Origin of the sequence: Streptomyces sp. P9-A2 (assembly GCF_036634175.1) — a bacterium.
GTDB classification, from domain to species: Bacteria; Actinomycetota; Actinomycetes; order Streptomycetales; family Streptomycetaceae; genus Streptomyces; species Streptomyces pratens.
This window is the reverse complement of sequence record NZ_JAZIFX010000001.1, coordinates 3,589,673-3,610,166: the sequence shown is the minus strand read 5'-3', so window position 1 is coordinate 3,610,166 and position 20,494 is coordinate 3,589,673. Positions and strand designations below refer to the sequence as shown.

Here is a 20,494-nt window from a genome sequence, read left to right as displayed (position 1 = left end):
GGAGGAAACGGGGGGCCGGGGCCGGATCGGCCCCGGCCCCCCGTCGAAGGCGGACGGTTCGGTTACTTCTACTTCGTGGGCGCCTGCGAGCCGGACGCCTCCTCGAGCGCCTCGAGCTTGAGGGCGAGCGTCGCCGCGTCGTACGGGCCGGTGTGCCGTCGGTTGCCGACGAAGAACGTCGGGGCGCCGCGGGCACCGCTGGCCTCGGCGCTGGCCGCGTCCGCCCGGACCCGGGCGGCCGTCCTCTCGTCGTTGAGGTCGCGCAGGAACCTCTCGACGTCGAGTCCGAGGTCGGCGGCGTAACCGGCGGTGTCCTCGTACTCGAGTTCGTCCTGGTGCTCGTAGAGCAGGTTGTGCATCTCCCAGAAGCGGCCCTGGTAGTCGGCGGAGACGGCCGCCCGCGCGGCGAGTTCGGCGTGCGGGTGCACGTCGGGCAGCGGCAGGTGCCGGAAGACATAGCGGAACCGGTCGCCGAAACGCTGCCGCAGTTCCGCGGTGACGCCGGTGGCGCGGGCGCAGAAGGGACACTCGAAGTCGCCGTACTCCACCAGGGTGAGGGGAGCGTCCGGAGGTCCGAGGATGTGGTCCGTCTCCGGGTCGACGGGGCGGTCCAGGTAGCGGGGAAGGTCCGCGTCCGTCTCGCCGCGCAGGACGGCGGCCAGATGGAACACCAGCCAGCCGACGGCGACGGAGAACACGGCCGCGAGCAGGACACCGACGGTGGCCTCGGCGCGGATGACCGGGTCCTCGAAGGCGAGCCCGACGATCAGCAGGGAGACGGTGAACCCGATCCCGGACAGGACGCCGCCGCCCAGGACATGGCCGTGGCCCACCCCGGTCGGGAGCTTCCCGAGGCCGGTCCGGGTGCCGAGCCAGGAGCCACCCCAGATGCCGAGGAGCTTTCCGATGACGAGACCGACGACCACGGCCCAGGTGACGCGGGACGTCAGGGCGTTGGTCAGGACGCCGTCGCGCAGGTCGACACCGGCGTTGGCCAGCGCGAACACCGGGACGATGACGTAGCTGGACCACGGGTGGAGGAACGTCTGGAGCCGCTCGTTGACGGAGACGGCCTTCTGGAGCCCCTTGCGTGCCGTTTTGCCGACGTCGGCGAGGGGGGACTGGCGGAAGGCGCGGAAGAGCCGCGCGGCCTGCTCCACCCCTTCCCGTGACGGGCTTGTGGCGGGGATCAGGAGACCGCCGAGCATGCCGGCGATGGAGGCGTGGAGGCCGGCCTGGAGCGTGGCGAGCCACATCACGAGGACGATCAGGACGTACGGGGCCGCCTGCCAGACGCCGAAGCGGGTCAGCGCGGACAGGACCACGCCCAGGACGAGCGCGATGATCAGCTGCGGCACACTGATGCTGCCGGAGTAGACCACGCCGATCACGGTGACGGCCACGATGTCGTCGATGACGGTGATGGCCAGCAGGAAGACGCGCAGCTGCGTGACGAACCGTGGGCCCACGATGGCGAGCGCGCCCAGCATGAACGCCGTGTCGGTGCCGATGACGATGCCCCAGCCCGTGGCGGCGTCACCCCCGGGCGCGATCAGCAGGTACAGCAGGATGGGCACGGCCATGCCGCCGATCCCGGCGAGGGCCGGGATCATCACCCGGCTGCGGCTGTTCAGCTCGCCCACGGAGACCTCGTAGCGGACCTCCAGACCGATGACGAAGAAGAACAGGGCCATCAGTCCGTCGTTGACCCAGTGCCCCAGGTCCATCGACAGCTCGGCGTTGCCGAGGGAGAGGGACAGGTCGGTGTGCCAGAGGGAGGTGTACGCCTCCGACCAGGGCGAGTTCGCCCAGACCAGGGCCACCGCCACCGCCACCAGGAGCAGGCCCGCGCTGCCCGCCTCGGTCGCCATGAAGGTGCGGACCGGGGTGGAGAGCTGGGCTCCCAGCTCGCTCCTCCGCGACTGGGACTGGGAGTCCCCGGACTTGTTCTTGCGCAGGATCATCAGGGACTCACCGCCCCGGTGCGGCCCCTGGCCGTGGCGGACCGGTGGGGGAGGAGAGGGAGGAGGGGGAGGTGGGAAAGGAGGGGGAGGGGGATGGCGCTTCGGTCAAGTCGATGATCTTGAAAATTCCTACACATGTTTTCCATTCTCGTACAACCATTCGGTGACACCACGTATCTGACCATGTGAGTCAACAGACTCCATGGTCACTCGGGTCCCGGACGTGACGACGAGCCGTTGGGTGACGTACCCAAAAAAACGTCGACCACGGGGCCCCTTTCTCCACGTGGAGAACGCATGCGTATTCGCGCCACCGTCGCCGTAGTCTCCGGTGCCCTGGCCCTGTCCGCCCTCGCCGTACCGGCCGCGCAGGCCGACGACTCCTTCGGGGACACGAAGATCTCCGATGTGGTGGTCAACGGAGGCAAGGCCGTCGTCGTCGGCCCCACGGCCGCCAAGAAGGTCACTCTCACCTTCACCGCCACCGACAACTCGGGCATCGACTGGGCCCAGCCCATCCTGTACCGCGGCGCGTCCATCCAGAAGCCCGAGAGCGGGGCCATCCCCGACAGCAGTGACAACCTTGCCAAGTGCACCAAGGTCAACGCCACCAAGTCGACCTGCAAGGCCACCTTCACCCTGAAGCAGTTGGACAACCTCATCAACTCGGTCGCCGGCACCTGGAAGGTGTGGATCGTCGCCGCGGCCAAGGACGGCGACTACATGGAGAAGGAGAAGGCCAAGACCTTCTCCGTGCAGCGCGCCTCCAAGCTGACCGTCAACGCCTCCCCCGAGCCGGTGAAGAAGGGGAAGACGATCACCGTCACCGGCACGCTCTCACGCGCCAACTGGGAGACCAAGAAGTACGCCGGCTACACCAACCAGTCGGTGAAGCTGCAGTTCCGTAAGAAGAGCTCCAGCACCTACACCACCGTCAAGACCATCAAGAGCGGCTCGGCTGGCAGCCTGAAGACCACGGTCAAGGCCTCCGTCGACGGCTACTACCGGTACTCCTTCGCGGGCACCACGACCACCCCGGCCGTCAACGCCGCCGGAGACTTCATCGACGTGAAGTAAATCACCCCGGACGACCGGTCACGCGGCCCCACGCCTCCCTGAGGCGTGGGGCCGCGTCCGTACGAGGCCGGCGTCCGCCCGCCGGGCCGGGCGTCAGGACGTGATCCGCCGGACAGGCCCTACGCGGGGAAACGGCGGTCGACCCACCTCCACAGAACCTCCAGGACGGCCGCCGCCGCCACCGCGATGCCGACCGCGACCCACGGCATCGTCATCCCGACCAGCTTCAGCGCGAAGAACTCCTGGAGCCACGGCACGACCAGCACCAGCAGGAAACCGGCGCCCATCGTCGCCACCAGCCCGACCCGCCACCACGTGTACGGGCGGGCGATGATCGCCAGCACCCACATCGAGATCAGGAACAGCGTCAGCGTCGCCGCGCTCGTCTCCGCGTCCAGCGCTCCCTCACCGCTGTAGTGGTGGCGGGCGAGCAGGTAGGTGGCGAAGGTCGCCAGCGCGGCCAGTACACCGCCCGGGATCGCGTACCGCATGACCCGCCGTACGAAGTGCGGCCGCGCCCGCTCCTTGTTCGGGGCCAGGGCCAGGAAGAACGCCGGGACGCCGATGGTGAGCGTGGACAGCAGCGTCAGATGGCGCGGCAGGAACGGGTACTCCACCTGCGAGCAGACCACCAGCACCGCGAGCAGCACCGAGTAGACGGTCTTCACCAGGAACAGCGTCGCGACCCGGGTGATGTTGCCGATCACCCGCCGCCCCTCGGCCACCACCGACGGCAGCGCGGCGAAACTGTTGTCGAGCAGCACGATCTGTGCGACGGCCCGGGTCGCCTCCGAACCGGAGCCCATCGCCACCCCGATGTCGGCGTCCTTCAGGGCCAGCACGTCGTTGACCCCGTCGCCGGTCATCGCGACCGTGTGCCCGCGGGACTGGAGCGCGCCCACCATGTCCCGCTTCTGCTGCGGGGTGACCCGTCCGAACACGGTGCCCTCGTCGAGCGCCCCGGCCATCTTCTCCGGCTCGGAGGGCAGCCCGCGTGCGTCGACGACGGTCCCCGTCAGCCCGAGCTTCCCGGCGACCGCGCCGACCGACACCGCGTTGTCGCCGGAGATGACCTTGGCGTCGACGTCCTGCTCGGCGAAGTACGCCAGCGTGTCCGCCGCGTCCGGCCGCAGCCGCTGCTCCAGCACCACCAGCGCGGTGGGGCGGACACCGACGGCGACCTCGGGGTCGTCCAGGGGCCGCTCGGTACGGGCGAGGAGCAGCACCCGCAGGCCCTGCTCGTTCAGCCGCCCCGTGCGGGCCAGGGCAGGGTCGTCGGCGTCGAGCAGGACGTCGGGGGCGCCGAGCAGCCAGGTGGAGGCGGTCTCGTCGCCCTCGGTGAAGGCGGCACCGCTGTACTTGCGGGCGGAGGAGAAGGGCAGGGCGTCGGCGCGCCGCCAGTCACCGGGGGCGGGGTAGGCATCGGCGATCGCCCGGAGCGAGGCGTTCGGCCGCGGATCGGAGACGCCGAGGGCACCGAGCACGTCCCGGACGTACGCCGCGCCGGTGCCGGTGCCGGTGCCGGTGCCGGTGTTTGCGCCCCTGCCCGTGCCCGTACCTGTGCCGGTGTCGAGCAGGTGCAGCTCGGTGACGTCCATGCCGCCCTCGGTGAGGGTGCCGGTCTTGTCCAGGCAGACCGTGTCGACGCGGGCCAGCCCCTCGATGGCGGGCAGCTCCTGTACCAGGCACTGCTTGCGGCCCAGCCGGACGACCCCGATCGCGAAGGCCACCGAGGTGAGCAGCACCAGCCCCTCGGGCACCATCGGAACGATCCCGCCGACCGTGCGGGCGATGGAGTTCTTCAGCTCGTCGTCCTTGACGAACAGCTGGCTGACGATCAGCCCGGTCGCGGTCGGGATCATCATCCACGTAACGTACTTGAGGATCGTGGAGATGCCCGAGCGCAGCTCGGAGTGGACCAGCGTGAACCGGGAAGCCTCCTCGGCGAGCTGCGCCGCGTACGCCTCGCGCCCCACCCTGGTCGCCTGGAAGGAGCCGCCGCCCGCGACCACGAAGCTTCCGGACATGACCTGGTCCCCGGGCTGCTTGACCACGGGGTCGGCCTCGCCGGTGAGCAGTGACTCGTCGATCTCCAGCGAGTCGGCCTGCGCGCACACCCCGTCGACGACGACCTTGTCACCCGGCCCGATCTCGATCAGGTCGTCCAGCACGATCTGCGAGGTGCCGATCCCGGCGCTCACCCCGTCCCGGCGCACCGTCGGCCGGGCCTCGCCGATCACGGCCAGGGAGTCCAGGGTCTTCTTCGCCCGCCACTCCTGGATGATGCCGATCCCGGTGTTGGCGAGGATCACGAAGCCGAACAGGCTGTCCTGGATGGGCGCGACGCCCAGCATGATCACCCAGAGGACGCCGATGATCGCGTTGAACCGGGTGAGGACGTTCGCGCGGACGATCTCGGTCAGCGACCGGCTGCTGCGCACCGGCACGTCGTTGACCTGCCCGAGGGCCACCCGCTCCGCCACCTGGGCGGAGGTCAGACCGGTCACCGGCGATGTCAGGGGGGCAGGATGCGCGGCGCCGGCCCGCGTGTCCGCGTCGAGAGGGGTCATGCGGATGACGGTACGGGGGCCGGACGGGCCCCACCCACCGGATGCGTCGAAGATCCGACCTGGGTAGGGGCGGGTATGGGCCCGTGGTAGTACGGGAATCGCGGCCGGTCGGCCTGACGGCCCACCGGCCGGGCCGTCAGTCGGCCGAGGGTGCGGGGGAGGCGCCGCGGAGGGATTCCGCCTCAGGGATCCCGGAGGCGGCTTCCGCGGCCTCCACAGTGTCCATGGCATCCATGGGGTCCACGGTCTGTGCCCCCTGTGCCGCCTGCGTGCGCTTGATCGCCGCGTCGCGCCGGCGGACGTACCAGATGCCGATGAAGCCGAGCCCGCCGCCGGCCAGGCAGGTCCACAGCCACCAGGTGTGGCCGCGGTCGTCGAACCAGCCGTAGAACGGCAGCTGCATCAGGAAGAGGGCGAACCAGAGGATCGTGCCGCCGACGATGGTGGCGACCACGGGGCCCTCGAGGGGCTCCGGTGCCTCGTGCTGGGGGTTCCCCTTGACGATGTCGGAGAGACCCGAGAAGAAAGCGGCCATGCGGACAGCTTACGAGGAGCGGGGGTGCGACGTCCGCCGCGTCCGCGTCACGCCACCCTGGCTCGTCTACGCGCGGAGATAGCGGGAGTCTTGTTATATGTTCATACTGAATTCGTTTGTCTCTGGCCACTTCTGTTCGTAGAAAACACCAAAGGACTTTGAACAGGGTCCACCGGTGATGAGGTTTCCGCATGTCCACGTCGGCCCCCGCCAAGGCTCCGATGCCCGATCAGCCGGGGTCCAGCCCCGGCTCCGGCGCACTGGACCGCTACTTCAAGATCTCCGAGCGGGGCAGCTCCCTGCCCCGCGAGATTCGTGGCGGGTTCGCCACCTTCTTCGCGATGGCCTACATCATCGTGCTGAACCCGATCATCCTGGGCAGCTCGAAGGACCTGTACGGCAACCAGCTCGACAACGGTCAGCTGGTCACCGCGACCGCCCTGACGGCGGCGTTCACCACGCTGCTCATGGGTGTCATCGGCAACGTGCCGATCGCGCTGGCCGCCGGTCTCGGCGTGAACTCGGTCGTCGCGCTCCAGCTCGCCCCGCGCATGTCCTGGCCGGACGCCATGGGGATGGTGGTACTGGCCGGTTTCATCGTCATGCTGCTGGTCGCCACCGGTCTGCGCGAGCGCGTGATGAACGCCGTCCCGCACGGTCTGCGCAAGGCCATCGCCATCGGTATCGGCCTGTTCATCATGCTGATCGGCCTCGTCGACTCCGGTTTCATCTCCCGCATCCCGGACGCCGCGCACACCACCGTGCCGATGCAGCTCGGCAGCAACGGTCACCTCACCGGCTGGCCGGTCCTCGTCTTCATCCTCGGCGCGCTGCTCACCCTCGCGCTGATCGTGCGCAAGGTGCCCGGCGCGATCCTCATCTCGATCGTCGCGATGACCGTTCTCGGCGTGATCATCAACGCCGTGGCCGACATCCCCTCCTGGGGCCTGACGACCCCGACCTGGCCCGGCAACCCGTTCGCCACCCCCGACTTCGGCCTGATCGGCGAGGTCAGCCTGTTCGGCGGTTTCGGTAAGGTCGGCGTGCTGACCGGCGTCCTGTTCGTCTTCACCGTGCTGCTGTCGTGCTTCTTCGACGCGATGGGCACGATCATGGGGATCTCCGACGAGGCCAAGCTGACCGACGGCGAGGGCCAGATGCCCGGCATCAACAAGGTCCTGTTCATCGACGGTGTCGCGGTCGCCGCGGGTGGCGCCAGCTCCGCCTCCGCCACCACCGCCTTCGTGGAGTCCACCGCCGGTGTCGGCGAGGGCGCGCGCACCGGCTTCGCCAACGTCGTCACCGGGGCGCTCTTCGCCGTCGCGCTGTTCCTCACACCCGTCGCCACCATGGTCCCGTCGCAGGCGGCGACCCCGGCGCTGCTCGCGGTCGGTTTCCTGATCCTGGCGGGCTCGATCAAGGAGATCGACTGGGCGGACCACACCATCGCCATCCCGGCCTTCGTGACCATGGTGATGATGCCGTTCACCTACTCGATCACCAACGGCATCGGCATGGGCTTCATCACCTTCGTGGTGCTGCGCCTGGCGGCCGGGCGCGGCAAGGAGGTGCCGGTGCCGTTGTACGTGGTGTCGGCGGTCTTCGCCTTCTACTACCTGATGCCGGCGCTGGGCCTGACCTGATCCGACCCGGGCCGGCCTGATCCGGCCCGGCCCGGCTCGGCGGGAGAAGCGTCACGGCTCGGTGTCACCGCTCGGCGTCAAGGTTCAAGTGACGTCGTAGAACTTCTCCGTCTCCTCGACGGCGGTCTGGAACCGCTGGTCGAAGTCATCGCGAATGAGCGTCTGGACGACATAGTCCTGGACGCTCATTCCGCGTCTGGCGGCATGTTGCCGGAGCCGCTCGAGCAGCTCGTGGTCCATGCGCAGGCTGAGTACATCGGTCCCCATGGGCATGAGGGTTGCCGCACATCCCGGCCCGGCGTGCCCGCATCCACGCCGGAATCACTCGTACGAGTGATTCGACCGAGTGATCCGGCCGGGCGATTCCGTGGGTGAGTGGCCGAGGTCACGGGCGCCGGCGGTAGGTGGGCTCGACGCGGGTAGTCCTTTAGCGAGAGTAATGAGTTACGCTAAATAACATGCCAGACCTCAGCCAGGGCGACGACGTAGCCGCCGTGAACGCCCTCCGATCCGCCGTGATGCGTCTGTCCCGTCGGCTCAAGCACCAGCGCGTCGACGAGTCGCTCAGCCCCACCGAGATGTCGGTGCTGGGCACCCTCGCCCGGTGCGGCCGGGCCACCCCGGGCGAACTCGCCCGCAAGGAACACGTCCAGCCGCCCTCGATGACCCGCATCGTGGCGCTGCTGGAGGCCAAGGGACTGGTCCGGCTGGAGCCGCATCCGGACGACCGGCGCCAGAAGGTCGTCACGCAGACCGAACAGGCGGAGGCGATGCTGGAGGAAAGCCGCCGCAGGCGGAACGTCTTCCTCTCCACCCTGACCGAGCAGCTCGACGAGGACGAGTGGGCGAAGCTCCGTGCCGCCGCCCCCGTCCTGGAGAAGCTCGCGCACCTCTAGAGAACCCAGCCAGAAAACTTAGCCAGGAAACCCAGCAGTTGCCGCTAGGAGGCGAACTTTGAGTACGGGATCCGGAGCAGATTCCGCCCCCGCACCTGACACCGACGACACCCCGACCGACCCCGAAGCGCCGGACCGGGCCCCCCGCAGGTCCGATGGGATGTTCTCCTCGCTGAAGATCAGGAACTACCGCCTGTTCTTCCTCGGCCAGGTCGTCTCCAACATCGGCACCTGGATGCAGCGCATCGCCCAGGACTGGCTGGTGCTCACCCTCACCGCCTCCTCGGCCGCCGTCGGCATCACCACGGCCCTGCAGTTCCTGCCGATGCTGCTGTTCGGCCTGTACGGCGGCGTCCTCGTCGACCGCCTGCGCAAGCGCCCCACGCTGCTCGTCACCCAGTCGGCGATGGCCCTCACCTCGCTGGCGCTCGCCGCCCTCACCCTCACCGGGCAGGTCGAGGTCTGGCACGTCTACGTCGCCGCCTTCGTCACCGGTCTGGCCACGGTGGTCGACAACCCGGCCCGCCAGTCCTTCGTCGCGGAACTCGTCGGCTCCGGCCGGCTGCAGAACGCGGTCAGCCTGAACTCCGCCAACTTCCAGTCCGCCCGGCTGGTCGGCCCCGCCGTCGCGGGCTTGCTGATCACCGGCGTCGGCACGGGCTGGGCGTTCTTCCTCAACGGCGTGTCCTTCATCGCGCCGATCGCCGGCCTGCTGATGATGCGGGCCCGCGAACTGCACTCCGTCACGCCGTCCCCGCGCGGCAAGGGGCAACTGCGGGAAGGACTGCGTTATGTCGCGGGCCGGCCCGAGCTGCTCTGGCCCATCGTCCTGGTGGGGTTCATCGGCACCTTCGCCTTCAACTTCCCCGTCTACCTCTCGGCCTTCGCCGACGACGTCTTCGACGGGGGAGCGGGCGTCTACAGCCTGTTCAACACGCTGATGGCGGTCGGTTCCCTGGCCGGCGCCCTGCTCGCCGCCCGGCGCGGCACGGCCCGTCTGCGGCTGCTGATCATGGCGGCGGTGGCCTTCGGCGCACTGGAGATCGTGGCGGCCGGGGCACCCACCCTGTGGCTGTTCGCCCTGCTCATGATCCCGATCGGCCTGTTCGCCATGACGGTCAACGTCACCACCAACACCAGCATCCAGATGGCCACCGACCCGGCCGTGCGCGGCCGCGTCATGGCCCTGTACATGATGGTCTTCCTCGGCGGCGCGCCCGTCGGCGCCCCGATCGTCGGCTGGATGACCGACACCTACGGTGCCCGGGTGGGCCTGGCGACGGGCGGCGCCATCGCGGCCCTCGCCGCCGCCGTGATCGGCCTGATCCTGGCCCGCGTCGGCAACCTGCGCCTGTCGGTCGGCTGGAACGACGGACATCCGAGGATGCGGTTCGTGCCGCGGGCGTCAGGAGGAGCCGGCTCGAACGGCGTAGCGGCGGCGCCCGTGCCGGCGGGGGCGGCGGCGCCCGTGCCGGCGGGGATCGCCTCCGGCGCGGCGGGACCGGTCAGTCGCGGGGGAACTCGTCGGTCCTGAGGACGAGGCCGACGACCGTCCCGGTCAGGTCGATCTCCTCGCCGAAGCCGAAGGTGACGGCACCGTGGTAGGTGCCGTCCTTCGGCAGGGTGTGCAGGTGCCACTCGCCGGTGTACGGGTCCACGATCAGGTACACGGGGACGCCGACGGCGGCGTAGGTGTCCTTCTTCGGACCGTAGTCGTTGGCCGCGGTCTCCCCGGAGATCACTTCAGCGACGAACTCGATGTCGCGGCGGGTGCCTTCGGTGAAAGCGACCACGTCGGAGGCGAACCCGTTGAGACGCCCCGGGTAGTCCATGCGGACATCGGACCACAGGCACGTGCGCGGGTACTTGGCGCGCACGTGCTCAAGGATGTCGATGGTGATGTCCCAGTGGGTGTCCCGCTGGGGTGTCAGGAGGATGTGGCCCCCGACGATCTCGGCCTTGTATCCCTCGGGGACGGGCATCTTCTCCAGCCACCCGAACATCATGTCGAGTGTGAGTTCGCCGGTGCACTCGGTCATCGGTGGTGTTCCTCCCCGGCCACACCCGGAACGGGTGCGGCCGCGCATGACAACGATACGTACGGTGACCAAGACACGTGTGGGTGTACATGTGTTCGCCGGTGAGACTGGACGCATGAGACTCTTCGCCGCCGTGCTGCCGCCCGAGGACGTGTCCCAGGAGCTTGCCGTCGCGGTCGAGGTGTTGCGGGGGCTGCCCGGGGCGGAGGACTTGCGCTGGACAGGCCGTGCGGGATGGCACTTCACCGTCGCCTTCTACGGCGAGGTCGACGACGCTCTCGTACCCGGGCTGACGGCGCGCCTGGAGCGGGCGGCGGCCCGCACCGAGCCGTTCGGGCTGGCCCTGGGCGGTGGCGGCCAGTTCGGGCACGGGAGGGCGTTGTGGGCCGGGGCGGACGGTGACCTGCGCACCCTGCGCCTGCTCGCCGAGCGCGCGGAGGCGGCGGGGCGGAAGGCCGGCGTGGAGAGGGAGGAGCACCGCCGCTACAAGGCCCACCTGACGCTGGCCCGCAGCGGCACGGCTATCGACACACAGCCGTACCTGGAAGCGCTGGCCGGGTTCCGCAGCCGCGCTTGGACCGTGGGCGAGCTCGCGCTGGTGCGCAGCCACCTGCCGAGGTCGGGTGTACCGGGCGAGCAGCCCCGTTACGAGGTGGTCGCGCGCTGCCCGACCGGGGCGGCCGGTTAGGCTCGAGGGCGTGGACCCGAAAACCCGGAACCGGATCATGGCCGGTGCGCTCGTATTGATGTTCGTCGTGGTGGCGCTGGCGTCGGCGCTCGGTTAGCCGCGCCGCCACCGCCGGCCTGCTCCGACACGGGCCCGCGCGGACGTCGGCCCGCGCGGACGTCGGCCCGCTCCGGCGCCTGTCGTGCCCGGCGCCGGAGCGGGCCGTGTTCCACCCGTCCTACCCGTTTTGTCCGTCCTACCAGGCGAAGGCCTCCGGGGACGGCCCCGGGCCGGGGAAGATCTCGTCCAGCGAGGCCAGCAGTTCCTCGCCCAGTTCCAGCTCGACCGCCCGCAGTGCCGATGCCAGCTGCTCGGCGGTGCGCGGCCCGACGATCGGGCCGGTCACCCCGGGCCGGGTGAGCAGCCAGGCCAGCGCGGCCTCGCCGGGCTCGATGCCGTGCTTGTCGAGCAGGTCCTCGTACGCCTGGATCCGCGCGCGGCCGGCCGGGTCGGCGAGGGCCTCGGCGGCCCGGCCGGCGGCCCGGCGCCCGCCCTGGACCTCCTTCTTGATCACGCCGCCCAGCAGTCCGCCGTTCAGCGGCGACCAGGGGATGACCCCGAGCCCGTAGTCCCGCGCGGCCGGGATGACCTCCATCTCGGCGCGGCGCTCGGCGAGGTTGTAGAGGCACTGCTCGCTGACCAGGCCGATGGTCCCGCCGCGCCGGGCCGCGGTCTCGTTCGCCTGGGCGATCTTGTAGCCGGGGAAGTTGGACGACCCCGCGTAGAGGATCTTGCCCTGCTGGACCAGGACGTCGACGGCCTGCCAGATCTCGTCGAACGACGTGTCGCGGTCGATGTGGTGGAACTGGTACAGGTCGATGTGGTCCGTCCGCAGCCGCTTCAGCGAGGCGTCCACGGCCCGCCGGATGTTCAGGGCGGACAGCTTGTCGTGGTTGGGCCACGCCTCGCCGTCGGCGGCCATGTTCGCGTACACCTTGGTGGCGAGCACGACCTTGTCGCGCCGCTCGCCGCCCTGGGCGAACCAGTTGCCGATGATCTCCTCGGTACGGCCCTTGTTCTCGCCCCACCCATAGACATTGGCGGTGTCGAAGAGGTTGATCCCGGCGTCCAGCGCCGCGTCCATGATGGCGTGGCTGTCGGCCTCGTCGGTCTGCGGACCGAAGTTCATCGTCCCGAGGACGAGCCGGCCGACCTTCAGTCCCGTGCGTCCGAGCTGTGTGTACTCCATGACCACCAGCCAACGACCTGGAGTGCCCTCCAGGCAAGCGGGGACGGGAACGAGGAGGGGGACGGGGAGGCGGAGGGGACCCGGGGTCAGTCGCGGGGGAAGCCGTCGGTGCCGAGCTTCAGGTCCGCGACGGTCCCGGTCAGGTCGAGGGTGTCGCCGAAGTCCACCTTCGTCCGCGTGACGTAGTCGCCGTTCTTGGGGCGGGTGTAGACGTAGCACCGGGCCTGGTAGGGGTCGGCGATGACGTAGAGCGGGACCTCGGCGGTCGCGTAGGCGGCCTTCTTCGGGCCGTAGTCGTTGGCGGCCGTGCCCTCGGAGATGACTTCGACGATGAATTCGATGTCTTGATACCGCCAGTGGCCTTCGGCGTCCTTCCGGGCCCCCTCCCGGAGCACCGCGACATCCGGGCAGAAGCCGTTCCCATGCCCGGGGAAGTCGATACGGACGTCCGAGAACACGGTGACGTCCATGCCGAACCTGTCCTCGACGGCCCGGATGATCCGCCGGATGATCCCCCAGTGGGTGTCCCGTTGCGGTGTCATATGGACGTTGCCCCCGACGATCTCGACCCTGAATCCTTCGGGGACGGGCATCCGCTCCAGCCGCTCGAACCACTCGTCCAAGCGCTGCGTGTTGGCGTCGGCCATGGCGATCCTGTCGTCTACGACGGTCATCGTGGCGCTCCTCCCCGGCTGCCCCGTGGACGAGTGCAGCCGCGCGGTACAACGATACGCACGGTGACCGGGACACGGGAGAAAGCGCATATGCCGGAGCGGGACCGTACCGACCACCTCGTCACCCTCGTACGGCGCCTGACCGCCTGACCGCCTGACCGTCGGCCACCGTCCCGACCTTGGATCGGGCCCGCGCCGTCTGCTTCGACCTGGAGGACGAGCGATGAGGGCGGGCTAAGTGGCGGGCGGGGCGGCGAGAGGGCGGGCGGCGAGCGACGAGGCCACCGCTGAAGACGACGCCCAGGGCTTCCCCGGGTCTCCCTGGCCCCCTCCGGGGTTTCCCAGGACAGGCCCCCCTATGCTGCCGCCTCGTAGGGACCGCCCAGTTCCCAGCCCCGGTACAACGCCTCCGCGAAGGCCTCGGCGATCTTGTGTTCGCCGTTCGCGTTGGGGTGGGTGCCGTCGTAGGTGTCGGCGTGGATGTCGTACTCCGGCGGAAGCGCGGCCAGGAGGACGGGGGAGTCCGGGGTGTCCAGGTCGACGGCCGTCTTCGCCAGGAGGTCGTTGAAGCGGGCGACCTGGGCGGCGAAGCCCGGATCGACCTCCGCGCGGATGTTGGGTATGACCGGGAGCACGACCAGACGCACGCGCCGGTTGGCCGAGCGTGCCGCCGCGACGAAGGCGCGGACGTTGTCCGCGGTCTGCTCGGGGTTCGTGTAGAAGCCGAGGTCGATCAGGCCCAGGGAGACCAGGAGCACGTCGGCGCGCAGGGTCCGGACGGACTCGCCGATCAGCGGCACCATGTGGTGCCAGCCCTCGCCCCAGCCGGCCAGGTGCCCGCGCGGGAAGTCCGGGTCGGCGTAGGCGTACGAGGTAGGGGAGTCCGTCTGCGGGTCGTGCAGCGTCTCGCGCGGGCCGACGAGGGTGAAGGGGCCGCCGTACTCCGCGCACAGGTGCTGCCACAGTCGGTAGCGCCAGGTGTGTTCACCCGCGCCCCCGATGGTCATCGAGTCGCCGACGGGCATGAACCTGAGCATCCGGTCATCATCGTCGATCCGCCCCGCCACCGCGATGTGAGTCCGACCACCCACCGTGAACTGCGCGCCGTGATGGCACTCTTGGGGCATGCGCCGACCCCTCGCCCCGCTCGCCGCGGCCGCCGCCGCCCTGTTCGCCGCTCCGGTCCTGCTCGTGGGCGCGCTCGGCGCGCCCGCCGCGGCCGCCGACGGCGACGACGCGGGTGCGGGGAACGACTCCTTCACGATCCAGGACCCGCGGATCACCGAGTCCAGCGGGCTCGCCGCCTCCCGGCTCCACCCGGGCGTCTACTGGACCCACAACGACAGCGACGACGGCCCCTACCTCTACGCCGTCGACAGCGCGACCGGCGAGACCGTCGCCCGGATCACCCTCACCGGGATCGGTACCCCCCGGGACGTCGAGGCGATCTCCATCGGGCCGGACGACCGGATCTTCGTCGGGGACATCGGTGACAACCTCGGCGGCACCTGGCCGCACGTGTGGATCTACGAGCTGCCCGAGCCGAAGGAACTGCGGGACCAGACCGTGCGGGCCACGCAGTACGTCGTGACGTACTCCGACGGGGCCCGTGACGCCGAGTCCCTCGTCGTGCACCCGAAGAGCGGGCGCGTCTACATCGTCGACAAGAAGGAGGAGGGCGGACACCTCTACGAGGGGCCCGCCGAACTCTCCGCCTCGGGCGGCAACGTCTTCCGGCCGGTCGCCCCCGTCGACCTGTGGGCCACCGACGCCGCCTTCTCGCCCGACGGCCGGCAGCTCGCCGTACGGTCGTACTTCGGCGGCATCCAGTACGCGTGGGACGACGCGACGGACGGGAAGATCGAGCGCAAGGGGCGGCTCAGCGTGCCGCTCGCGGGACAGGGCGAGTCCGTCAGCTACTCCGCGGACGGCTCCCGGCTGATGTACGGGAGCGAGGGCGAGCAGAGCCCGGTCGAGTCCCGGGAGGTACCCGGGGGCGGCGCCGGTGGCGAGGGCGGGGAGTCGTCCGCGGGCGGCGACTCGGCCGCCGGTGAGGACGGGGACGGCGCCGGTGGTGACGGGCTCAAGATCGGGGTGATCGGCGTGGTCGTCGTGGGAGCCCTCCTGCTCGGGCTACGACGGCTGTTCCGGCGGAGCTGAGCGGTCCGGCGGAGCCGAGCGGTCCGGCGGAGCTGAGCGGTCCGGCGGAGCCGAGCGGTCCGGTCCGGCCGAGCGGTCCGGCCCGGCTGCGGGGGCGGACGACGGGGCGGACGCCGGAATGGACGCCGGAATGGATGACGGGGCGGACGCCGGAGCGGTTTCCGCGGTGCGGGCGGTCACGAACAGCTCCAAGCCGTCCAGGATGCGTTGCAGTCCGAACTCGAAGTGGTCGAAGTCGGAGCTGAAGGTGTCCTCGGCGAGGCCGGCCATGACGGGATAGCGTCCGCTGGCCATGGCCTTCTCCAGCGCAGGCCGCTGGGCCTCCCAGAACTCCGCGTCCGTCAGCCCGGAGGTGTGCTCGACCTCCTGCTGGTACAGCTGGGTGCGCGCCGCGCCGACGACGTACCCCTCGATCATGACGATCACCGACAGCAGTTCGGGATCGGACAGGCCCATCGGCTTGATCCGGGACATCACTTTCTCCATGCCGTCGAGCGCGCTGGGTCCGAGGATCGGCCGGGACTGGTTGACCTCCAGCAGCCACGGGTGGCGGCGGTACAGAGCGAGGGCGGCGCGGCCCAGGACCTCCAGGGTCGAGCGCCAGTGGCCGTCGCCGAAGTCGCCGGGGTCCTCGGAGGTGCGCTGGACGCGGTCCAGCATCAGGTCGAGCAGCTCGGCCTTCCCGGGGACGTAGCGGTACAGGGACATCGTGCCGGTGCCGAGTTCCGCGGCGATCCGGCGCATCGAGAGCGCGCCGATCCCCTCCCGGTCCGCGAGCTCGACGGCGGCCTCCACGATCCGCTCCAGCGTCAGGCCGGGTTTCGGCCCGCGGCTCGGCCGCCGGCCCGTGCCCCACAGCAGGTCGAGGGTGCGGGTGATGTCACCGCTCCCGCTCGTCTCCCTGCCGCTGGTCTGCCCACCGCTCGTCATGGGGCCAGTCTAGATCCGCGCGAAAAAACTGGGTACACCGTACGCGTAATCGAGTACGGTGTACCCAGTTAAGTGGAAGGGGGACCCATGAACGAAGGCCATGACAAGGGCGACGGACCCGGCGGCGGCTATGGCGGGCCCGGCGGGGGCGGCGACTACGCGGTGCGGGCCGAAGGGCTGGACAAGCGGTACGGCGAGAAGCGCGCCCTTGACGGCTTCGACCTCGCCGTCCGTACGGGCACCGTGCACGGCCTGCTGGGGCCGAACGGCGCCGGGAAGACCACCGCCGTGCGCATCCTGTCGACGCTGGTCCGGCTCGACGGGGGACGGGCCACGGTGGCCGGCCTCGACGTCTCGCGGCAGGCGCGCGAGGTGCGGGCGAGAATCGGGCTCACGGGGCAGTACGCGGCCGTGGACGAGGTGCTCACCGGACGTCAGAACCTCGAGATGTTCGGGCGGCTGTTCCACCTGGGCGGAAAACGGGCCCGGTCACGGGCCACCGAACTGCTGGAGCGGTTCGACCTGAGCGACGCCGCCGGCAAGGGCGTCGGCGGCTACAGCGGAGGGATGCGGCGGCGCCTGGACCTCGCCGCCTCCATGATCCTCGCGCCGGCCGTGCTCTTCCTGGACGAGCCGACGACGGGGCTCGATCCCCGCAGCCGCAACGAGGTCTGGGACTCCGTAAGGGCGTTGGTCGCGGACGGCACGACGGTGCTGCTGACCACGCAGTACCTGGAGGAGGCCGACAAACTGGCCTCCCGCATCACCGTCATCGACCAGGGCCGGGCCATCGCGGACGACACCCCGGACGGGCTGAAGAGCCTCGTCGGCGGCGACCGCATCGAGGTCGTCGTCGCCGACCGGACCGACATCCCACGGGCGGTGAAGGTGGTCGCCCGGGTCACCGACGGCGAACCCGAGTCGGACGAGAGCGAGTTGCGCGTGCACGCCCCGGTCACGGACCGCGTGGCCGCGCTGACCGAGGTGGCGCGCACCCTCCAGGACGAGGGGGTACGGGTCGAGGACATCGGGCTGCGCAGACCCAGCCTCGACGACGTCTTCCTGCGCCTCACCGGCCACCGCACGGACGTTTCGCAGACGAAGGAGGCTGCCGCGTGAGCGCCGTCGACCTGACCGACCCGGCGGATCAGGCAGGCCCGGCGGACCCGAACGGCTCGACCACCGCGCCCGTCGCGCGCGGCCGCGCCTACTGGGCGCTCGCCGACTGCTGGAACATCGTCCGCCGCGGGCTGACCCACTACCGGCGCCAGCCCGTCAACATCGCCTGGCAGTTGGGCTTCCCGATCCTGTCGGTGCTGCTGTACGGCTATGTCTTCGGCAGCGCGATGACGGTACCCGGCGGCGGGGATTACAGGGACTTCCTGATGCCCGGGATGTTCGTGATGACGATGGCGTTCGGCTTCATCAACACCGCGACCATCGTGGTGTACGACGCCACCAAGGGCGTGATCGACCGGTTCCGCTCGATGCCGATGGCGCCGTCCGCGGTGGTGGCCGGGCGCGGGGTGACCGATCTGGTCGTCGCCTGCGCCGAGTTGGGGATCCTCGTGCTCACCGCGCTGGCCATGGGCTGGCGACCGGAGGGTGGCTGGAACTTCCTCGCGGCGTTCGGCCTGCTGCTGTGGCTGCGGTTCGCGCTCATCTGGCTCGGGGTCTGGCTCGGGCTCCTGGTGCCCAACCCGGAGGCGGCGGGCGGGCTGTTCGCGGTCGCCTTCCCGCTGACGATGATCTCCAGCATCTTCGTGGCCCCGCAGCTCATGCCCGACTGGCTGGGCCGGCTCGCCGCCTGGAACCCGATCTCGTCCACGGCCGCGGCCACCCGTGAGCTGTTCGGCACGCCGGTCGGCGGCGGCGACTCCTGGGTCGAGCAGCACGCGCTGCTGATGGCCGGGGTGTGGCCGCTGGTCCTGACGGCGATCTTCCTGCCGCTCGCGGTACGGAGGTTCCAGAAGCTGAGTCGGTGAGTCGGTGAGTCGGTGAGCGGCTGATGCGGCAGGAGGCGGACGGTGTCCGGGGTGTGAATGCCGTCCGCCTCCTTGACGTGTTCATGCGACATGGCTTGCATGGAGGACGCGGGGTAGTGGGAGCGCTCCCACTCGTTCCGGGCCCGCCCTCCGAGAGGAAGCAGCGACATGTTCCGCAGTTTGCGAAGAGCGCTGTGCGTGGCCGTGGCGGCGTTCCTGCTACCGCTGGCGGGCGTTCAGCCGGCCGGTGCGGCGGAGCCGGGCGACGGCGCGGCACGCGACGGTACGGCACGTTCCGTCATGGCGGGCGAAGGGTACTGGCACACCGAGGGCCGACGCATCCTGGACGCCTCCGGGCAGCCCGTACGCATCGCCGGCATCAACTGGTTCGGCTTCGAGACCGACGTCCGGGTGGCCCACGGCCTGTGGGCCCGCGACTACAAGGCCATGCTCGACCAGATCAAGTCCCTCGGCTACAACACCGTCCGCGTCCCCTACAGCGACGACATCCTCAAGCCGGGCGCCCTGCCCGACAGCATCAACCACGACGGCATCAACACCGACCTGCGGGGCCTGACCTCGCTCCAGGTGCTGGACCGGATCGTGGCGCACGCGGGGCAGGCGGGCCTGAAGATCGTGCTCGACCGACACCGTCCCGACGCGGCAGCCCAGTCCGCGCTCTGGTACACCGACGCGGTGCCCGAATCGACCTGGATCACCAATCTCAAGGCCCTCGCGGCCCGTTACAAGGGCGACTCGACCGTCATCGGCATCGACCCGCACAACGAGCCCCGCGACCCCGCCTGCTGGGGCTGCGGCGACACGGCACGGGACTGGCGGCTGGCCGCCGAACGGGCCGGCAACGCGGTGCTGTCCGTCAACCCCGAGCTGCTGATCTTCGTCGAGGGCGTGCAGTCGTACAACGGGGTCAACGGCTGGTGGGGCGGCAACCTGATGGGCGTCGCCGACCACCCGGTCCGCCTGGACGTACCCGGCCGGCTCGTCTACTCCGCGCACGACTACGCCACCAGCGTGGGCCAACAGCCCTGGTTCAGCGATCCGTCCTTCCCCGCCAATATGCCCGGGATCTGGGACAAGTACTGGGGCTACGTCTTCAAGCAGAACATCGCCCCGGTCTGGCTCGGCGAGTTCGGCACGACGCTCCAGTCGGGCGTGGACCAGCGGTGGCTGTCCGTACTGGTCTCGTATCTGCGGTCCACGGCGCAGTACGGGGGAGACAGCTTCCACTGGACCTTCTGGTCCTGGAACCCCAACTCCGGTGACACCGGCGGCATCCTGAAGGACGACTGGACGACCGTGGACACGGTGAAGGACGGCTACCTCGCGGACATCAAGGCCCCGGGGTTCGCGGCGGGCGACCCCGGTGACCCTGGTGATCCGGGCGACCCCGGAGATCCGGGTGACCCCGGCGACACCGCCGAGTGCGCCGCCGCCTACACCGTCAGCAGCGACTGGGGCGGCGGCTTCAACGCCGACGTGAAGGTCACCAACACCGGGACCGTGCCGCTGACGTCCTGGAAGGTGACATGGACCTGGAGCGGGACCCAGCGCGTCACCAGTATGTGGAACGCCTCCCACACCCAGTCCGGGGCGACGGTCACCGCCCTCAATGCCGGTCACAACGGGGCGCTCGCGGCGGGCGGTTCGACGAGCTTCGGCTTCGGGGGCACGCCGGGTGGCGGAAGCGTGCCGAGCGTGAGCTGCACGGCGACGTGAGCGGCGCCTGAGGAGGAGGGCCGGCACAGGGGTCCGGCACAGTGCCGGACCCCTGTGCCGGCCACACGACTTGTCCCAGGGGGCATGGGAGTTCCAGGTGGGTGGATTCACGCAAACCGGAGAATACGCTTGGTCGCTCTCCCACAGTTACTCGGAGTTCGTGGACATTCCCTCGGCGGGTCCGTCAGGCTGTGAGCGCGCTTTTTCGAACGCCCTGGGTCGCCGCCAAAGGAGGCGTGGTTCGCTCGTGGCTGACCCGCTGCCTGTATGAGCAGCTACTGCTGCGACCTGCGGCTTTCCGGCTCCACTGGGAAAGTGGCTCTCTTGAATGGGGAACTTTCGGTCAAGTGCCCGCGCGGTGGCTGGAT

General features: G+C 70.1%; 18 protein-coding genes. 9 read left to right on the top strand and 9 right to left on the bottom strand.

Annotation, left to right across the window (positions count from 1 at the left end):
- Nucleotides 1–68: 68 nt before the first annotated feature.
- Complete coding sequence (gene nhaA / locus V4Y04_RS16265; protein WP_332428741.1) at nucleotides 69–1,964, bottom strand: Na+/H+ antiporter NhaA; 1,896 nt, start codon at nucleotides 1,962–1,964, stop codon at nucleotides 69–71.
- Between the two features lie 297 nt (nucleotides 1,965–2,261).
- Here nhaA and V4Y04_RS16260 point away from each other — a divergent pair, with 297 nt between their 5' ends.
- Entirely contained in the window at nucleotides 2,262–3,041 is a 780-nt protein-coding gene (locus V4Y04_RS16260) for a calcium-binding protein (protein ID WP_332428739.1), read from the top strand.
- A 119-nt stretch (nucleotides 3,042–3,160) separates the two neighbouring features.
- Here V4Y04_RS16260 and V4Y04_RS16255 read toward each other — a convergent pair whose 3' ends face one another.
- Together V4Y04_RS16255 and V4Y04_RS16250 are read right to left on the bottom strand one after the other, a co-directional pair.
- On the bottom strand, nucleotides 3,161–5,611 hold the full coding sequence (locus tag V4Y04_RS16255) for an HAD-IC family P-type ATPase (protein ID WP_332428737.1): 2,451 nt from the start codon (nucleotides 5,609–5,611) through the stop codon (nucleotides 3,161–3,163).
- Nucleotides 5,612–5,747: 136 nt separating this feature from the next.
- A complete protein-coding gene (locus V4Y04_RS16250) occupies nucleotides 5,748–6,146 on the bottom strand; it encodes a DUF2530 domain-containing protein (RefSeq protein ID WP_443080026.1) in 399 nt (132 codons plus the stop codon).
- Nucleotides 6,147–6,337: 191 nt separating this feature from the next.
- On the opposite strand from V4Y04_RS16250, the gene V4Y04_RS16245 reads away from it, so the two are divergent.
- Nucleotides 6,338–7,789, top strand: coding sequence for an NCS2 family permease (locus tag V4Y04_RS16245; protein ID WP_332428736.1), 1,452 nt, complete (start codon nucleotides 6,338–6,340; stop codon nucleotides 7,787–7,789).
- An 84-nt stretch (nucleotides 7,790–7,873) separates the two neighbouring features.
- On the opposite strand, the gene V4Y04_RS16240 is transcribed toward V4Y04_RS16245, so the two are convergent.
- A complete protein-coding gene (locus tag V4Y04_RS16240; RefSeq protein ID WP_332428735.1) occupies nucleotides 7,874–8,056 on the bottom strand; it encodes a ribbon-helix-helix protein, CopG family in 183 nt (60 codons plus the stop codon).
- A gap of 191 nt (nucleotides 8,057–8,247) precedes the next feature.
- On the opposite strand from V4Y04_RS16240, the gene V4Y04_RS16235 reads away from it, so the two are divergent.
- Nucleotides 8,248–8,685, top strand: coding sequence for a MarR family winged helix-turn-helix transcriptional regulator (locus V4Y04_RS16235; protein WP_332428734.1), 438 nt, complete (start codon nucleotides 8,248–8,250; stop codon nucleotides 8,683–8,685).
- A 58-nt stretch (nucleotides 8,686–8,743) separates the two neighbouring features.
- A complete protein-coding gene (locus V4Y04_RS16230) occupies nucleotides 8,744–10,219 on the top strand; it encodes an MFS transporter (protein WP_332428732.1) in 1,476 nt (491 codons plus the stop codon).
- Here the strand turns inward: V4Y04_RS16230 and V4Y04_RS16225 are convergent.
- Complete coding sequence (locus V4Y04_RS16225; protein ID WP_332428730.1) at nucleotides 10,191–10,724, bottom strand: Uma2 family endonuclease; 534 nt, start codon at nucleotides 10,722–10,724, stop codon at nucleotides 10,191–10,193. The two genes, V4Y04_RS16230 and V4Y04_RS16225, sit on opposite strands and share 29 nt — an antisense overlap.
- A 115-nt stretch (nucleotides 10,725–10,839) precedes the next feature.
- Here V4Y04_RS16225 and thpR point away from each other — a divergent pair, with 115 nt between their 5' ends.
- Complete coding sequence (gene thpR / locus V4Y04_RS16220; RefSeq protein WP_332428728.1) at nucleotides 10,840–11,412, top strand: RNA 2',3'-cyclic phosphodiesterase; 573 nt, start codon at nucleotides 10,840–10,842, stop codon at nucleotides 11,410–11,412.
- 235 nt (nucleotides 11,413–11,647) lie between these two features.
- Here thpR and V4Y04_RS16215 read toward each other — a convergent pair whose 3' ends face one another.
- The 3 genes from V4Y04_RS16215 to V4Y04_RS16205 form a co-directional block, all read right to left on the bottom strand.
- Nucleotides 11,648–12,640, bottom strand: coding sequence for an aldo/keto reductase (locus V4Y04_RS16215; RefSeq protein ID WP_332428727.1), 993 nt, complete (start codon nucleotides 12,638–12,640; stop codon nucleotides 11,648–11,650).
- A gap of 86 nt (nucleotides 12,641–12,726) precedes the next feature.
- Nucleotides 12,727–13,314 carry a Uma2 family endonuclease gene (locus V4Y04_RS16210; RefSeq protein WP_332428726.1) on the bottom strand — a complete coding sequence of 196 codons (588 nt, stop codon included), beginning with the start codon at nucleotides 13,312–13,314 and terminating at the stop codon, nucleotides 12,727–12,729.
- A gap of 356 nt (nucleotides 13,315–13,670) precedes the next feature.
- The gene (locus V4Y04_RS16205; RefSeq protein ID WP_332428724.1) at nucleotides 13,671–14,351 is read right to left on the bottom strand and encodes an SGNH/GDSL hydrolase family protein; all 681 of its coding nucleotides are present in this window, start codon (nucleotides 14,349–14,351) and stop codon (nucleotides 13,671–13,673) included.
- Nucleotides 14,352–14,439: 88 nt separating this feature from the next.
- Between V4Y04_RS16205 and V4Y04_RS16200 the strand changes: the two genes are divergently transcribed.
- A complete protein-coding gene (locus V4Y04_RS16200) occupies nucleotides 14,440–15,474 on the top strand; it encodes a WD40 repeat domain-containing protein (RefSeq protein WP_332428723.1) in 1,035 nt (344 codons plus the stop codon).
- On the opposite strand, the gene V4Y04_RS16195 is transcribed toward V4Y04_RS16200, so the two are convergent.
- Nucleotides 15,448–16,404, bottom strand: a complete 957-nt coding sequence (locus tag V4Y04_RS16195) for a TetR/AcrR family transcriptional regulator (RefSeq protein WP_332428722.1) — start codon at nucleotides 16,402–16,404, stop codon at nucleotides 15,448–15,450. The genes V4Y04_RS16200 and V4Y04_RS16195 overlap by 27 nt on opposite strands.
- 87 nt (nucleotides 16,405–16,491) lie before the next feature.
- On the opposite strand from V4Y04_RS16195, the gene V4Y04_RS16190 reads away from it, so the two are divergent.
- The 3 genes from V4Y04_RS16190 (at nucleotide 16,492) to V4Y04_RS16180 (ending at nucleotide 20,126) form a co-directional block, all read left to right on the top strand.
- Entirely contained in the window at nucleotides 16,492–17,523 is a 1,032-nt protein-coding gene (locus tag V4Y04_RS16190) for an ATP-binding cassette domain-containing protein (RefSeq protein ID WP_332428721.1), read from the top strand.
- Nucleotides 17,520–18,389 carry an ABC transporter permease gene (locus V4Y04_RS16185; protein WP_332428719.1) on the top strand — a complete coding sequence of 290 codons (870 nt, stop codon included), beginning with the start codon at nucleotides 17,520–17,522 and terminating at the stop codon, nucleotides 18,387–18,389. Before V4Y04_RS16190 ends, V4Y04_RS16185 begins: the two co-directional genes overlap by 4 nt.
- A gap of 168 nt (nucleotides 18,390–18,557) precedes the next feature.
- Nucleotides 18,558–20,126, top strand: coding sequence for a cellulase family glycosylhydrolase (locus tag V4Y04_RS16180; RefSeq protein ID WP_332428718.1), 1,569 nt, complete (start codon nucleotides 18,558–18,560; stop codon nucleotides 20,124–20,126).
- The last annotated feature ends 368 nt before the right edge of the window (nucleotides 20,127–20,494 follow it).